At 59.2% G+C, this 14543-nt stretch carries 12 protein-coding genes, 1 pseudogene and 1 other annotated feature; of the genes and pseudogenes, 10 read left to right on the plus strand and 3 right to left on the minus strand.

The features are described 5' to 3' along the window. The first annotated feature begins 7 nt into the window (after nt 1-7). On the plus strand, nt 8-3355 hold the full coding sequence (gene mscK, locus ABLV52_RS10110) for a mechanosensitive channel MscK (protein WP_023288647.1): 3348 nt from the start codon (nt 8-10) through the stop codon (nt 3353-3355). 35 nt (nt 3356-3390) lie between these two features. On the opposite strand, the pseudogene ABLV52_RS10115 reads toward mscK, so the two are convergent. The 3 genes and pseudogenes from ABLV52_RS10115 to priC all read right to left on the minus strand — a co-directional run bounded on the left by ABLV52_RS10115 (nt 3391) and on the right by priC (nt 5071). Next, a pseudogene (locus ABLV52_RS10115) lies at nt 3391-4290 on the minus strand (Rpn family recombination-promoting nuclease/putative transposase). A 67-nt stretch (nt 4291-4357) separates the two neighbouring features. Then, nucleotides 4358-4531 (minus strand): pleiotropic regulatory protein RsmS, encoded by a 174-nt coding sequence (gene rsmS / locus ABLV52_RS10120; RefSeq protein ID WP_044521303.1) that lies wholly within the window; start codon nt 4529-4531, stop codon nt 4358-4360. Between the two features lie 12 nt (nt 4532-4543). Continuing rightward, nucleotides 4544-5071 (minus strand): primosomal replication protein N'', encoded by a 528-nt coding sequence (gene priC, locus ABLV52_RS10125; protein ID WP_048296890.1) that lies wholly within the window; start codon nt 5069-5071, stop codon nt 4544-4546. Nucleotides 5072-5140: 69 nt separating this feature from the next. On the opposite strand from priC, the gene ABLV52_RS10130 reads away from it, so the two are divergent. The 9 genes from ABLV52_RS10130 to ABLV52_RS10170 all read left to right on the plus strand — a co-directional run bounded on the left by ABLV52_RS10130 (nt 5141) and on the right by ABLV52_RS10170 (nt 14527). Further along, nucleotides 5141-5518, plus strand: a complete 378-nt coding sequence (locus ABLV52_RS10130; RefSeq protein WP_004204740.1) for a DUF454 family protein — start codon at nt 5141-5143, stop codon at nt 5516-5518. Between the two features lie 150 nt (nt 5519-5668). Further along, nucleotides 5669-6220, plus strand: coding sequence for an adenine phosphoribosyltransferase (gene apt / locus ABLV52_RS10135; protein ID WP_023288650.1), 552 nt, complete (start codon nt 5669-5671; stop codon nt 6218-6220). Nucleotides 6221-6312: 92 nt separating this feature from the next. Continuing rightward, entirely contained in the window at nt 6313-8220 is a 1908-nt protein-coding gene (gene dnaX / locus ABLV52_RS10140; protein ID WP_065812398.1) for a DNA polymerase III subunit gamma/tau, read from the plus strand. Beyond that, nucleotides 7553-7617 (plus strand) — a sequence feature (DnaX frameshifting element). It overlaps the preceding gene by 65 nt. 57 nt (nt 8221-8277) lie before the next feature. After that, a complete protein-coding gene (locus ABLV52_RS10145; protein WP_008805448.1) occupies nt 8278-8610 on the plus strand; it encodes a YbaB/EbfC family nucleoid-associated protein in 333 nt (110 codons plus the stop codon). After that, a complete protein-coding gene (gene recR / locus ABLV52_RS10150; protein WP_002892177.1) occupies nt 8610-9215 on the plus strand; it encodes a recombination mediator RecR in 606 nt (201 codons plus the stop codon). Before ABLV52_RS10145 ends, recR begins: the two co-directional genes overlap by 1 nt. A 111-nt stretch (nt 9216-9326) precedes the next feature. Further along, entirely contained in the window at nt 9327-11201 is a 1875-nt protein-coding gene (htpG, locus tag ABLV52_RS10155) for a molecular chaperone HtpG (protein WP_023288652.1), read from the plus strand. A gap of 222 nt (nt 11202-11423) precedes the next feature. After that, entirely contained in the window at nt 11424-12068 is a 645-nt protein-coding gene (adk, locus tag ABLV52_RS10160) for an adenylate kinase (protein ID WP_002892184.1), read from the plus strand. A gap of 128 nt (nt 12069-12196) precedes the next feature. Continuing rightward, entirely contained in the window at nt 12197-13159 is a 963-nt protein-coding gene (gene hemH, locus ABLV52_RS10165) for a ferrochelatase (protein ID WP_023288653.1), read from the plus strand. A gap of 63 nt (nt 13160-13222) precedes the next feature. Continuing rightward, entirely contained in the window at nt 13223-14527 is a 1305-nt protein-coding gene (locus ABLV52_RS10170) for an inosine/guanosine kinase (protein WP_032454205.1), read from the plus strand. The last annotated feature ends 16 nt before the right edge of the window (nt 14528-14543 follow it).

A 14543-nucleotide genomic window follows, 5' to 3' on the forward strand; every position in this document is an offset into this window, starting at 1 on the left:
ATTAACTATGCTGCACACGATCTCCAGGCAACGCGCCACGTTCATCTTTATCATTATGCTGCTCTGTTTTATTGGCCTTTTCAGTCCAGTTCAGGGCCGCGCCGCGGACCTCCCTGACCGGGCGGAGGTGCAGAGTCAGCTCAATACCTTAAACAAGCAAAAAGAACTGACTCCGCAGGACAAACTGGTCCAGCAGGATTTGACCCAGACCCTGGAAACGCTGGATAAAATCGATCGCGTCAAGAGCGAGACGACGCAGCTCCGCCAGCAGGTCGAGCAAGCCCCGGCGAAGCTGCGCCAGGCGGTGGATAGCCTTAACAATCTGAGCGATGTCCCGAACGACGACGCGACGCGCAAAACGCTGAGCACGCTCTCCCTGCGTCAGCTGGAATCGCGCGTCACCCAAACGCTGGACGATCTGCAGAATGCGCAAAACGATCTGGCGACCTACAACAGCCAGTTGGTTTCCCTGCAAACGCAGCCGGAACGCGTGCAAAATGCGATGTACAAAGCCTCCCAGCAGCTGCAGCAGATCCGCAATCGTCTGAATGGCACCTCGGTGGGCGATGAGACTCTACGTCCGACCCAGCAGGTGCTGCTGCAGGCCCAGCAGGCGTTGCTTAACGCGCAGATCGAGCAGCAGCGCAAGAGCCTCGAAGGCAATACGGTGCTGCAGGATACCCTGCAGAAGCAGCGTGACTACGTCACCGCCTGGAGCAACCGGCTGGAGCATCAGCTGCAGCTCCTGCAGGAGGCGGTGAACAGCAAGCGGCTGACGCTGACTGAGAAAACCGCCCAGGAGGCGGTCACGCCCGACGAAACGGCGCGTATTCAGGCCAACCCGCTGGTCAAGCAGGAGCTGGATATCAACCACCAGCTGAGCGAGAAGCTGATTCAGGCGACGGAGAACGGCAACCAGCTGGTGCAGCGCAATATTCAGGTGAAGAACTGGCTCGACCGCGCCCTGCAGTCTGAGCGGGATATTAAAGAGCAAATTTCCGTGCTCAAGGGCAGCCTGCTGCTGTCGCGCATTCTCTACCAGCAGCAGCAGACGCTGCCGTCGGCGGATGAGCTGCAGGATATGACCAATCGCATTGCCGATCTGCGGCTCGAACAGTTCGAGGTGAATCAGAAACGCGACGCGCTGTTCCAGAGCGATGCCTATGTCGCTAAGCTGGAAGAGGGGCACAGCGCTGAAGTAAACGATGAAGTGCACGCCGCGCTGCTGGAAGTGATCGACATGCGCCGGGAGCTGCTCGACCAGTTCAATAAACAGCTGGGGAATCAGCTGATGATGGCCATCAACCTGCAGATCAACCAGCAGCAGCTGATGAGCGTCTCGAGCAGCCTGAAAGAAATTCTGACCCAGCAAATTTTCTGGGTGAACAGCAATAAACCGATGGACTGGGAGTGGATTAAGGCCTTCCCGGAAGCGCTGAAAGGTCAGTTTAAGGCGATGAAAATCACCGTGAACTGGGAAAAAGCGTGGCCAGCGGTGTTTGTCGCTTTTCTTGCCGGATTACCGCTGCTGCTGATTGCCGGCCTGATCCGCTGGCGTTTGCAGTGGCTCAAGGATTATCAGGCAAAGCTTGCCTCCCAGGTAGGCCAGCTGCGGAATGATACCCAACTGCATACGCCGAAGGCGATCCTTATCGACCTGATCCGCGCCTTACCGGTGGTGCTGGTGATTCTGGCGATTGGCCTGATCTTACTCACCATGCAGCTCAATATCAGTGCTCTGTTGTGGGCATACAGTAAAAAGCTGGCGATGTTCTGGCTGGTGTTTGGCCTGTGCTGGAAAGTGCTGGAAAAGAACGGCGTTGCGGTCAGCCACTTCAATATGCCGGCGCAATTGACCAGCCATTGGCGGCGGCAGATTGTTCGCGTCAGCCTGGCGCTGCTGCCGCTGAATTTCTGGTCGGTGATTTCCGAGCTGTCGCCGCTGAACCTGATGGACGACGTGCTGGGGCAGCTGGTGATTTTCTTCAACTTACTGCTGATAGCGGTGCTGGTCTGGCCGATGTGCCGGGAAAGCTGGCGCGATAAAGAGTCGCACAGCCTGCGCCTGCTGACGATCACAGTGCTGTCTATCGTTCCGGTGGCCCTGATGGTGCTAACGGCGACCGGCTACTTCTACACCACGCTGCGCCTGGCGGGACGTTGGATCGAGACCGTCTATCTGGTCATGATCTGGAACCTGCTGTACCAGACTGTGCTGCGCGGCCTGAGCGTGGCGGCGCGGCGCATCGCCTGGCGCCGGGCGCTGGCGCGCCGTCAGCATCTGGTGAAGGAGGGCGCGGAAGGCGCCGAGCCGCAGGAGGAGCCGACTATCGCCCTCGAGCAGGTCAACCAGCAGACGTTACGCATCACCATGCTGGTGATGATCGCGCTGTTCGCGGTCATGTTCTGGGCGATTTGGTCGGATTTGATCACCGTTTTCGCCTATCTCGACAGCATTACCCTCTGGCATTACAACGGCACCGAGGCAGGGGCCAGCGTGGTGCGCAGCGTCACGATGGGCAGCCTGCTGTTTGCCATTGTGGCGTCGATGGTTGCCTGGGCGCTGATCCGCAACCTGCCGGGGCTGCTGGAGGTGCTGGTCCTCTCGCGGCTCAACATGCGCCAGGGGACTTCCTACGCCATCACCACCATTCTTAACTATGCGATTATCGCCATCGGGGCGATGACGGTATTCGGGTCGCTGGGCGTCTCATGGGATAAACTGCAGTGGCTGGCGGCCGCGCTGTCGGTTGGTTTAGGTTTTGGTCTGCAGGAGATCTTCGGTAACTTCGTCTCCGGCCTGATTATTCTGTTCGAACGTCCGGTGCGCATTGGGGATACGGTGACTATCGGCACCTTCTCCGGTACGGTAAGCAAAATCCGTATTCGCGCCACCACCATCACCGACTTCGATCGCAAAGAGGTGATCATCCCGAACAAGGCGTTCGTTACCGAGCGCTTGATCAACTGGTCGCTCTCCGACACCGTGACCCGCGTGGTGATCCGCCTCGGCGTCGCCTACGGTTCCGATCTGGATAAGGTGAAGGAGGTGCTGCTGAAGGTCGCGCACGATCATCCGAAAGTGATGCAGGAGCCAGCGCCAGCGGTCTTCTTCACCACCTTCGGGGCCAGTACCCTGGATCATGAACTGCGTCTGTATGTCCGTGAACTGCGCGATCGCAGCTACACGGTGGATGAGCTCAACCGCGCCATCGACCGTCTGTGCCGGGAGAATGACATCAACATTGCCTTTAACCAGCTGGAAGTCCATCTGCGAAATGAAAAGGGCGACGAGGTCACGGAAGTGAAGCGGGACGGAAAGGGTGACGATTTAGCGCCCTCCGTCGCGTCTTAACTGAAAAGGGGCGGCGCAAAGCCGCCCCTGCTGCATCAGGGCGTCAGCGCGGCGAGCTCTTCGTCGCTAAGCCCGGTGAGTTCCCGCACGATTTGACGTTCGAGGCCGCGCGCCAGCATTCTGGCGGCGATGCTGCGAGTGGCTTCCTGTTCGCCCTCCTGCTGCCCCTGTTTACGGCCTTTCTCTTCCAGCCATTCGGCAATGGTCATCATCAGCTCCTTATGTCTGGGCGACTGCGCCGCCAGCGCGCGGATCAGCGCCCCCGGATGTTCCGTGGTACCCGCCTGCAACATATAGCGCAGCAGCGTATTTAACTGCGCTTCTGTCAGATAGCCTTGCGTCATCAGCGCAATCAGCGGCACCTGCAGCTCGGCCAGATCGCGATGGCGGATATGCTTTTGCAACAGCTCCAGCATGGCCATACGCCGATGACGGACGATCTGATTATCTGGCATAACGGTGAGGTCCACCAGCGGAAAATCACCGCTATAGAGCGCCTTCGCCAGCGCCGGTTCGGCGAATAGCTGTTGCCAGTTGCGGGGCTAGGGCCAGGGGCTGACCTTGCCGTGATAAAACAGAATTGGCACCACCAGCGGCAGCGTGTCGTGGCCAGCGTCCAGATGACGCTGCATGGCGGCCAGCGCGTAGCGCAGCAGGCGAAACGCCATCAGCTTGTCCGGGGTACTCTGGTGCTCAATCAGCGCGTAAACATAGCCCGGTCCGTGGCGGGTGCGCAGTGAGTAAAGGATATCGGAATAGCTGGCGCGCAGGTCCTCTTCAACAAAGCTACCGGAGACCAGCTGCAGTGAATCCAGCTCGCAAATTGCCAGAAACGGCGCGGGCAGATACAGCTGCAGGAAATCCTTCGCCACCGTCTGATGCATCAGCATCTGGCGAAAAACCGCATCGTGCGGGGTTTGACTGACCTTTTCCATCAATATTGCCTCCATCGGCGTCATGCGCAGAGGACCACTCTGCCAGCACGTCGTCGTGGGCAACATCTTACTTCTGCGGCGTTTGCGAGGCGCTTTCCGCGTTTTTTAACTTGTTTGCATAATCCCGCCTGACAATTTCCAGCGCGTCCAGCACCGTTTGCGCCGGGATCTGATGCGACTCCAGCAACATGATTAAATCGACGGCCAGTTTGACCTCATCGGGGGCTTTTTCCAGCGACATCGGACTCTCCTGTTAGCGCGTCAGCCGCGCCAGTACGTTTTCAATCTTGTCCAGCGCCTGTCGACAGCGCGCCAGCCGTCCGCTGTAGACCTCGACTTCGCTGGCCAGCCGCTGCTGCTCGTCAAGACTGGTAGCCTGCGTCAGCTGGCGCTGGCGTTGGTCGCGCATCGCCAGCAGGCGGCGCTCATACTCCTGATGCTGCAGGCGACGGCGCTGCCAGCGGCTCAGCGTTGGCGAGGCATGGTCCCAACTGCGCAGCGACCAGGTGGCGGTTTCGCGACGCAGCGCGGCGATTTGCGCCGCCAGCCGCTCGGCGATCCAGGCTACCTGCGGCAGCTGCTGGCGCTCGACGGCCTGGCGGAGCTGGCTGAAGTTGTGTTGGGCTTCCGCCAGATAGGCCTGCATCAGCGTGCTGCGGGTGTGGAAGAGCTGGCGGTCAAAGCGCGGGCTGAGGGTCGCGTGCTCCGCCAGCGGCGCCACCAGCGCGGCCAGCTCGCTGAGCTGATTGTTCAGCGTTTGTAAAAGTTGAGCTGTTTTCACCCACCCCCTCCATTTTCCATCAGCCAACTGTGCTACAGTAGCCGTATCTGTTTGATAACGATTCGCATTATGCCACCTGTTATTTTAACCATTATCGGCTGGCTGGCGGTAGCGCTGGGTACGCTGGGCGTTTTCTTACCGTTGCTGCCGACGACGCCGTTTATTCTGCTCGCCGCCTGGTGCTTTGCCCGCTCATCGCCGCGCTTTCACCAGTGGCTGCTGTATCGCTCATGGTTCGGCGGCTATCTTCGCCACTGGCAGCAGTACCGCGCCATGCCCCGCGGCGCCAAACCGCGCGCCATTGCCATGATCGTAGCGACTTTTGCTATTTCACTGTGGCTGGTTAAGCTTACGTGGGTGCGCATCATGCTGTTGGTCATTCTGGCCTGTCTGCTGATCTTTATGTGGCGCATTCCGGTGGTTGACGCAAAGCAACAAAAGCACTGATGCGCAATAATGCCTGTTGCAATTGTTGCTGACAGCCAGTAAATTCTGGCGTTTTCGAGCGCGGGTAAGCCTGGTCAAAGGTTAAACAAATGTTTCTTTGGCCCCTTTTGCACGCCCGTGGGTAACACCGTTTCAATCAGGCATACACTTATGACCGCAACTGCACAGCAGCTTGAATATCTGAAGAACAGCATCCAGAGTATCGAGGATTATCCAAAACCTGGCATTCTTTTCCGCGATGTCACCAGTTTACTGGAAGACCCGAAAGCTTACGCGCTCAGCATTGAACTGCTGACCGAGCGCTACAAAGACGCGGGAATTACCAAAGTGGTAGGGACTGAGGCGCGTGGCTTCCTTTTCGGCGCACCGGTTGCGCTGGCGCTGGGCGTGGGCTTTGTTCCGGTACGCAAGCCGCGTAAGTTGCCGCGTGAAACCATCGCTGAGAGCTATGAGCTGGAGTACGGCACCGATCAGCTGGAGATCCACGTTGACGCCATCAAACCGGGCGACAAAGTGCTGGTGGTGGACGATCTGCTGGCGACCGGCGGAACCATCGACGCGACGGTCAAACTGATCCGCCGTCTCGGCGGCGAAGTACAGGATGCCGCTTTCATTATCAATCTCTTCGATCTGGGCGGCGAACAGCGCCTGGAGAAGCTGGGGGTCCACTGCTACAGTCTGGTGCCGTTCCCGGGCCACTAAGCAAATCCCTCCACATAGCCTCGCCGATCGGGCGGGGCTGTGATAGCATGACCCCTTCGTGATTTCACCTTCCAGCGTTTCAGAGCCAGCCCATGAGTTATCAGGTCTTAGCCCGTAAATGGCGCCCACAAACCTTTGCTGACGTCGTCGGCCAGGAACATGTGCTGACCGCACTGGCGAACGGCTTGTCGTTAGGGCGCATTCATCACGCTTATCTCTTTTCCGGTACCCGCGGGGTCGGTAAGACTTCCATCGCCCGCCTGCTGGCGAAAGGGTTAAACTGTGAAACCGGCATCACCGCCACCCCCTGCGGCGTGTGCGATAACTGCCGGGAAATAGAACAGGGGCGCTTTGTCGATCTGATTGAGATTGACGCCGCCTCGCGAACCAAAGTCGAAGATACTCGCGACCTGCTGGATAACGTCCAGTACGCGCCGGCCCGCGGCCGCTTTAAGGTCTATCTCATCGACGAAGTCCATATGCTGTCGCGCCACAGCTTCAACGCGTTATTAAAGACGCTGGAGGAGCCGCCGGCGCACGTCAAATTCCTGCTGGCGACGACGGATCCGCAGAAGCTGCCGGTGACGATCTTATCCCGCTGCCTGCAGTTCCACCTGAAGGCGCTGGACGTTGAACAGATCCGCCATCAGCTGGAGCATATTCTTGGCGAAGAGCAGATTGCCTTCGAGCCCCGCGCGCTGCAGCTTCTGTCGCGCGCCGCCGACGGCAGTCTGCGTGATGCCTTAAGTCTGACCGATCAGGCTATTGCCAGTGGAGAAGGGCAACTGACGGCGGCGTCGGTGAGCGCCATGCTCGGCACCCTCGATGACGATCAGGCGCTGTCGCTGATTGAAGCCCTGGTCGCCGCCGATGGCGAGCGGGTCATGGCGGGCGTCAATGACGCCGCCGCGCGCGGCGTTGAATGGGAGGCGCTGCTGGTGGAGATGCAGAGCCTGCTGCACCGCATCGCCATGGTTCAGCTGTCCCCTTCGGCGCTGGGCGCCGACATGGCCGCGGTCGAAGTGCGAATGCGCGAACTGGCGCGCACCGTACCGCCGGGCGACGTTCAGCTCTACTACCAAACGCTGCTGATTGGCCGCAAAGAGCTGCCCTATGCCCCGGACCGGCGGATGGGCGTCGAAATGACGCTGCTGCGCGCCCTGGCGTTTCATCCGCGTAAGCCGCTGCCCGAGCCGGAGGTGCAGCCGGCACAGGCCGCCGCGCCCGCGCCGCGCCAGCCGGTTTCCCCCGCAGCGCCGCCGCCACAGCCGTCGCAGAGTTTGCCGCCGACCACCAGCCAGGTGCTGGCGGCCCGCAGCCACCTGCAGCGCAGCCAGGGAGCAACCACCCCAAAAAAGAGTGAACCGGCAGCCGCTTCCCGCGCGCGGCCGGTGAATAACGCTGCGCTGGAGCGACTGAGTTCGATTACCGAGCGCGTCCAGGCTCGTCCGGCCGCGGCGGCGCTGGAGCAGGCCCCGGCGAAGAAAGAGGCTTATCGCTGGAAGGCGACGACGGTGGTTGAAGAGACCAAAGTCGAAGTCGCCACGCCTAAAGCGCTGAAAAAAGCGCTGGAGCATGAAAAAACGCCGGAGCTGGCGGCTAAGCTTGCCGTTGAAGCGGTCGAGCGCGACAGCTGGGCGGCGGAAGTGAGCCAGCTGGCGGTACCGAAGCTGGTCGAGCAGGTGGCGCTCAACGCGTGGAAAGAGCAGGAGGGCAATCGCGTCTGTCTGCATCTGCGCCCTAGTCAGCGCCACCTCAATTCCGCCGGCGCGCAGCAAAAGCTGGCTGAAGCGCTGGGGGTGTTGTACGGTACGCCGGTTGAATTGACCATCGTGGAAGACGATAATCCCGCGATGCGCACGCCGCTGGAGTGGCGGCAGGCTATTTATGAAGAGAAGCTCGCGCAGGCGCGCGACGCGATTATTGCGGATAATAACATTCAGACCCTGCGTCGTTTCTTCGACGCCGATCTGGATGAAGAGAGTATCCGCCCCATTTGACTGCAAGTTTGACTTGCAGTCAGTACCTTTAATGATGACTGACTGAGAGAGAAGCCTATGTTTGGTGGAAAAGGCGGCCTGGGTAACCTGATGAAGCAGGCCCAGCAGATGCAAGACAAAATGCAGAAGATGCAGGAAGAGATCGCTCAGCTGGAAGTGACCGGCGAGTCCGGCGCGGGTCTGGTGAAAGTGACCATCAACGGCGCGCACAACTGCCGCCGCGTGGAGATCGACCCAAGCCTGCTGGAAGATGACAAAGAGATGCTGGAAGATCTGGTGGCTGCCGCGTTCAACGACGCCGCGCGCCGTATCGAAGAGACCCAGAAAGAGAAGATGGCTTCCGTCTCTGCCGGTATGCAGCTGCCGCCAGGCTTCAAGATGCCGTTCTGATGCAAACCAGCCCGCTGTTAACTCAGCTTATGGAAGCGCTGCGCTGTCTGCCGGGCGTCGGCCCTAAGTCCGCGCAGCGCATGGCGTTTACCCTGCTGCAGCGCGATCGCAGCGGCGGGATGCGTCTGGCGCAGGCGCTGACGCGCGCGATGTCGGAGATCGGCCACTGCGCCGATTGCCGCACCTTCACCGAGCAGGAGGTGTGCAATATCTGCAGCAACCCGCGTCGCCAGGAAAACGGCCAAATCTGCGTGGTGGAGAGTCCGGCGGACATCTACGCCATTGAGCAGACCGGGCAGTATTCCGGCCGCTACTTCGTGCTGATGGGGCACCTGTCGCCGCTCGACGGCATCGGGCCTGACGACATCGGGCTCGATCGCCTGGAACAACGGCTGGAGGCGGAGTCGATCACCGAGGTGATCCTTGCCACCAACCCGACCGTTGAGGGCGAGGCGACGGCCAACTACATCGCTGAGCTGTGCGCGCAGTATGGCGTCGACGCCAGCCGAATCGCCCACGGCGTGCCGGTGGGCGGCGAGCTGGAGATGGTCGACGGCACCACGCTGTCCCACTCGCTGGCTGGTCGCCACAAGATTACTTTCTGAACAAATGGAGGCGGCCATCGCCGCCTCCGCTTGAAAAATTTCCCCGCTGTCCCCATCTCCCACTCAACGGTTTTTTACCCATTTAAAATGGCATTGTTGAGGTTGAATCAGATGAAAGGACAAGAAACTCGTGGTTTTCAGTCAGAAGTAAAACAGCTTCTGCACCTGATGATCCATTCCCTCTATTCCAACAAAGAAATCTTTCTGCGTGAGCTGATTTCCAACGCCTCTGATGCGGCCGATAAGCTGCGTTTCCGCGCGCTGTCGCAGCCGGATTTGTATGAGGGAGACGGCGAGCTGCGCGTGCGGGTTTCGTTTGATAAAGACAACCGTACCCTGACCATCGCCGATAACGGTATCGGCATGAACCGGGAAGAGGTTATCGATCATCTCGGTACCATCGCCAAATCCGGCACCAAAGCGTTCCTGGAATCCATGGGTTCCGACCAGGCAAAAGATAGCCAGCTGATTGGCCAGTTCGGCGTCGGCTTCTATTCGGCCTTCATCGTGGCGGATAAAGTGACCGTGCGCACCCGTGCGGCAGGCGATAAACCTGAAAACGGCGTGTTCTGGGAATCCGCCGGCGAAGGGGAATATACCGTGGCCGACATCACCAAAGCCGATCGCGGGACCGAAATCACCCTGCATCTGCGCGAAGGTGAGGACGATTTCCTCAACGACTGGCGCGTGCGCTCCATCATCAGCAAGTATTCCGATCATATCGCGCTGCCGGTTGAGATTGAAAAACAGGAAGAGAAAGACGGCGAAACCGTTATCAGCTGGGAAAAAATCAACAAGGCGCAGGCCCTGTGGACCCGCAGCAAGTCTGAAGTTAACGACGACGAGTACAAAGAGTTCTATAAGCACATTGCCCATGACTACAGCGACCCGCTGACCTGGAGCCACAATCGCGTGGAAGGTAAGCAGGAGTACACCAGCCTGCTGTATATCCCGTCGCAGGCGCCGTGGGATATGTGGAACCGCGATCATAAACACGGCCTGAAGCTGTACGTCCAGCGTGTGTTCATTATGGACGACGCCGAGCAGTTTATGCCGAACTACCTGCGCTTCGTACGCGGCCTGATAGACTCCAACGATCTGCCGCTGAACGTCTCCCGTGAAATCCTGCAGGACAGCAGCGTGACCCGTAACCTGCGCACCGCGCTGACCAAACGCGCGCTGCAGATGCTGGATAAGCTGGCGAAAGACGACGCCGAAAAATATCAGACTTTCTGGAAACAGTTCGGCCTGGTGTTGAAAGAGGGCCCGGCGGAAGATCCGAGCAACCAGGAGGCGATCGCCAAACTGCTGCGCTTCGCGACCACCCATACCGACTCCTCCGCGCAGACCGTGTCGCTGGAAGAGTACGTCTCGCGTATGAAAGACGGTCAGGAGAAGATCTACTACATCACTGCCGACAGCTATGCGGCGGCGAAAAGCAGCCCACACCTCGAACTGCTGCGTAAGAAAGGGATCGAAGTGCTGCTGCTCTCCGATCGCATCGACGAGTGGATGATGAGCTACCTGACCGAATTCGACGGCAAAGCGTTCCAGTCTGTCGCTAAAGCCGACGAGTCGCTGGACAAACTGGCGGACGAAGTGGACGAGTCCACCAAAGAAGCCGAAAAAGCGCTGGAGCCGTTCGTTGAGCGTGTGAAAAACCTGCTTGGCGACCGGGTCAAAGAGGTGCGTCTGACCCATCGTCTGACCGACACCCCGGCGATTGTCACCACCGATGCCGACGAGATGAGCACCCAGATGGCGAAGCTGTTCGCGGCTGCGGGCCAGGCGGCGCCGGAAGTGAAATACATCTTCGAACTGAACCCGGCGCATCAGCTGGTGAAACGCGCAGCCGATACCCAGGATGACGCGCAGTTCGGCGAATGGGTGGAACTGCTGCTGGATCAGGCGCTGCTGGCCGAGCGCGGCACGCTGGAAGATCCGAACCAGTTTATCCGCCGTATGAACCAGCTGCTGGCTTCCTGACGCGAACCTGAATGAGTAGCCCGGCCGAGCGACGCGACGCCGGGAACGGGATAAATGCCCCGTCTGAGCGATTTGCTCCGGCGGGGCATTTCACATTGGATGGCATAAAATATCTCACCATTAACCGTTTCAGCCGCACCGCCTTCCTTGAGCCATCGCCGTTCTGGTGGTATGGTTTAGCGTTTTTGAAAAATTGAATCGACTTTTGAGGGGATTTTCGTAATGCGTATTATTCTGCTTGGCGCTCCGGGCGCGGGTAAAGGAACTCAGGCTCAGTTCATCATGGAGAAATACGGTATTCCGCAAATCTCCACCGGCGATATGCTGCGCGCTGCGGTAAAATCCGGCTCCGAGCTCGGTAAGCAAGCGAAAGACATCATGGACGCCGGCAAGCTGGTGACCGATGAGCTGGTTATCGCGCTGGTTAAAGAGCGTATCGCCCAGGAAGATTGCCGTAACGGCTTCCTGCTGGACGGCTTCCCGCGCACTATTCCGCAGGCTGACGCCATGAAAGAAGCGGGCATTACCGTTGATTACGTGCTGGAATTCGATGTGCCGGACGAACTGATCGTCGACCGCATCGTTGGCCGTCGCGTTCACGCGGCATCCGGTCGCGTATACCACATCAAATTTAATCCGCCGAAGGTGGAAGGCAAAGACGACGTGACCGGCGAAGAGCTGACCACCCGTAAAGACGACCAGGAAGAGACCGTGCGTAAGCGTCTGGTGGAATATCATCAGATGACGGCGCCGCTGATCGGCTACTACACCAAAGAAGCGCAGGCGGGCAACACCAAATACGCCAAAGTCGACGGCACCAAAGCGGTGGCTGACGTGCGCGCCGAACTGGAAAAAATCCTCGGCTGATAAAGCCTTTTCTCATCCTGCTGCGGCAGGATGAGAACTTCTCTCATTCCTACCTTTTGCTATGATTGGTTCCGTTTAGCGCCATTTCAGCTACAATTGGCTGCGATTCAAATGGTTAAGAGGCGGTAATGCATCAGACGAAAACAGGTATCTTGCTGGCCAATTTAGGCACTCCCGATGCGCCCACCCCCGGTGCGGTGAAGCGCTATCTGCGACAATTCCTCAGCGACAAACGGGTGGTGGATACGTCTCGTCTGCTATGGTGGCCGCTGCTGCGCGGCGTCATACTGCCGATTCGCTCTCCCCGCGTGGCTAAACTCTATCAGTCCGTCTGGATGGAAGAGGGGTCGCCGCTGATGGTATACAGCCGTCGCCAGCAGCAGGCGCTGGCCGCCAGACTGCCGGATACCCCGGTGGCGCTGGGCATGAGCTATGGATCGCCGTCGCTGGCCAGCGCGGTGGATGATTTACTGGCGCAGGGGGTGGGGCACATCGTAGTGCTGCCGCTGTATCCGCAATATTCCTGCTCGACGGTGGCTGCCGTCTGGGATGAGCTGGCGCGGATCCTCGCGAAGAAACGCGCCATTCCCGGTATCTCGTTTATTCGCGATTACGCCGGGCACCCGGACTATATCCATGCCCTGGCGGCCAGCGTGCGCGCCTCGTTTGCCGTTCATGGGGAACCGGATCTGCTGCTGCTCTCCTATCATGGGATCCCGCAGCGCTATGCCAATCAGGGGGATGATTATCCTCAGCGCTGTCGCGATACCACGCGGGAACTGGTCTCCGCGCTGGGGCTGCCGCCGGAGCGGGTGATGATGACCTTCCAGTCGCGCTTTGGTCGGGAACCCTGGCTGACGCCGTACACCGATGAGACGCTGAAGATGCTCGGCGAGAAAGGGACGAAGCATATTCAGGTGCTGTGCCCGGGGTTTGCCGCCGACTGTCTCGAAACGCTGGAAGAGATCGCCGTCCAGAACCGGGAAATATTCCTCGAAGCGGGCGGAAAGCAATATGAATACATTCCGGCGCTTAACGCGGACGCCGCGCATATTGAGATGATGGTCAACCTGACGGCGCCTTATCGCTGATCGCGCGCAGGGCGGGGAATATGCTACTATTTCCCGCTTGTTCCCTGTTATTTAAGCGCCACTATGAAATTTCCCGGTAAACGCAAATCCAAACACTATTTTCCCGTTAACGCCCGCGACCCGCTGCTGCAGCAAATTCAGCCGGAGAATGAATCCAGCGTCTCCTGGGTGGTGGGTATCGACCAGACGCTGGTGGATATCGAAGCGAAAGTGGATGAGGCGTTTATCGTGCGCTACGGCCTGAGCGCGGGCCACTCGCTGGTGATTGAAGATGACGTCGCCGAGGCGCTGTACCAGGAGCTGGTGCGCAATAATCTTATTACCCATCAGTTTGCCGGCGGCACGATCGGTAATACCATGCACAACTACTCGGTGCTGGCGGACGATCGCTCGGTGCTGCTTGGCGTCATGTGCAGCAATATCGAAATCGGCGGCTATGCCTATCGCTACCTGTGCAATACCTCCAGCCGTACCGATCTGAACTATCTGCAGGGCGTCGACGGCGCCATTGGCCGCTGCTTCACCCTGATCAGCGACAGCGGCGAGCGCACCTTCGCCATCAGCCCGGGTCATATGAACAAGCTGCGCCCGGAAAGCATTCCGGAAGCGGTGATCGCCGGCGCCTCGGCGCTGGTGCTGACCTCCTACCTGGTACGCTGCAAGCCGGGCGAGCCGATGCCGGACGCGACGATGAAAGCCATCGAGTATGCCAAAAAGCATGATGTGCCGGTGGTGTTGACTCTTGGAACCAAATACGTGATTGCCGATAACCCGGCGTGGTGGCAGCAGTTCCTGCAGGAGCATGTCTCGATTCTGGCGATGAATGAAGAGGAAGGGGAAGCGCTGACCGGCTTTGCCGATCCGCTGTCGGCGGCGGATAAAGCGCTGGACTGGGTCGACCTGGTGCTGTGCACCGCCGGACCGGCGGGGCTGTATATGGCGGGCTTCACTGAAGAAGAGGCGAAGCGTAAGACCCAGCATCCGCTGCTGCCGGGGGCGATCCCGGAATTTAACCAGTTCGAATTCAGTCGCGCGATGCGTCACCAGGACTGCGTCAATCCGCTGCGGATTTATTCGCACATTGCGCCGTATATGGGCGGCCCGGAGAAGATCATGAACACCAACGGCGCAGGGGACGGCGCGCTGGCGGCGCTGCTGCATGACATCACCGCCAATAACTACCATCGCAATAACGTCCCCAACTCCAGCAAACACAAATGCAAATGGCTGACCTACTCCTCGCTGGCGCAGGTGTGTAAATATGCCAACCGCGTGAGCTATCAGGTGCTGAACCAGCACTCGCCGCGCTTAACCCGCGGCCTGCCGGAACGTGAGGACAGCCTGGAAGAGGCGTACTGGGATCGGTAAGGGAGTCCCTCTCCCG

Origin of the sequence: Klebsiella sp. GB_Kp056 (assembly GCF_040064755.1) — a bacterium.
Lineage (GTDB): Bacteria > Pseudomonadota > Gammaproteobacteria > Enterobacterales > Enterobacteriaceae > Klebsiella > Klebsiella quasipneumoniae.

Coding starts and splice junctions, on each gene's coding strand:
- mscK (WP_023288647.1), top strand. CDS start 8: ATGCTGCACACGATCTCCAGGCAACGCGCCACGTTCATCTTTATCATT.
- apt (WP_023288650.1), top strand. CDS start 5,669: ATGACCGCAACTGCACAGCAGCTTGAATATCTGAAGAACAGCATCCAG.
- htpG (WP_023288652.1), top strand. CDS start 9,327: ATGAAAGGACAAGAAACTCGTGGTTTTCAGTCAGAAGTAAAACAGCTT.
- adk (WP_002892184.1), top strand. CDS start 11,424: ATGCGTATTATTCTGCTTGGCGCTCCGGGCGCGGGTAAAGGAACTCAG.
- dnaX (WP_065812398.1), top strand. CDS start 6,313: ATGAGTTATCAGGTCTTAGCCCGTAAATGGCGCCCACAAACCTTTGCT.
- rsmS (WP_044521303.1), bottom strand. CDS start 4,531: ATGTCGCTGGAAAAAGCCCCCGATGAGGTCAAACTGGCCGTCGATTTA.
- ABLV52_RS10145 (WP_008805448.1), top strand. CDS start 8,278: ATGTTTGGTGGAAAAGGCGGCCTGGGTAACCTGATGAAGCAGGCCCAG.
- hemH (WP_023288653.1), top strand. CDS start 12,197: ATGCATCAGACGAAAACAGGTATCTTGCTGGCCAATTTAGGCACTCCC.
- ABLV52_RS10130 (WP_004204740.1), top strand. CDS start 5,141: ATGCCACCTGTTATTTTAACCATTATCGGCTGGCTGGCGGTAGCGCTG.
- ABLV52_RS10170 (WP_032454205.1), top strand. CDS start 13,223: ATGAAATTTCCCGGTAAACGCAAATCCAAACACTATTTTCCCGTTAAC.
- recR (WP_002892177.1), top strand. CDS start 8,610: ATGCAAACCAGCCCGCTGTTAACTCAGCTTATGGAAGCGCTGCGCTGT.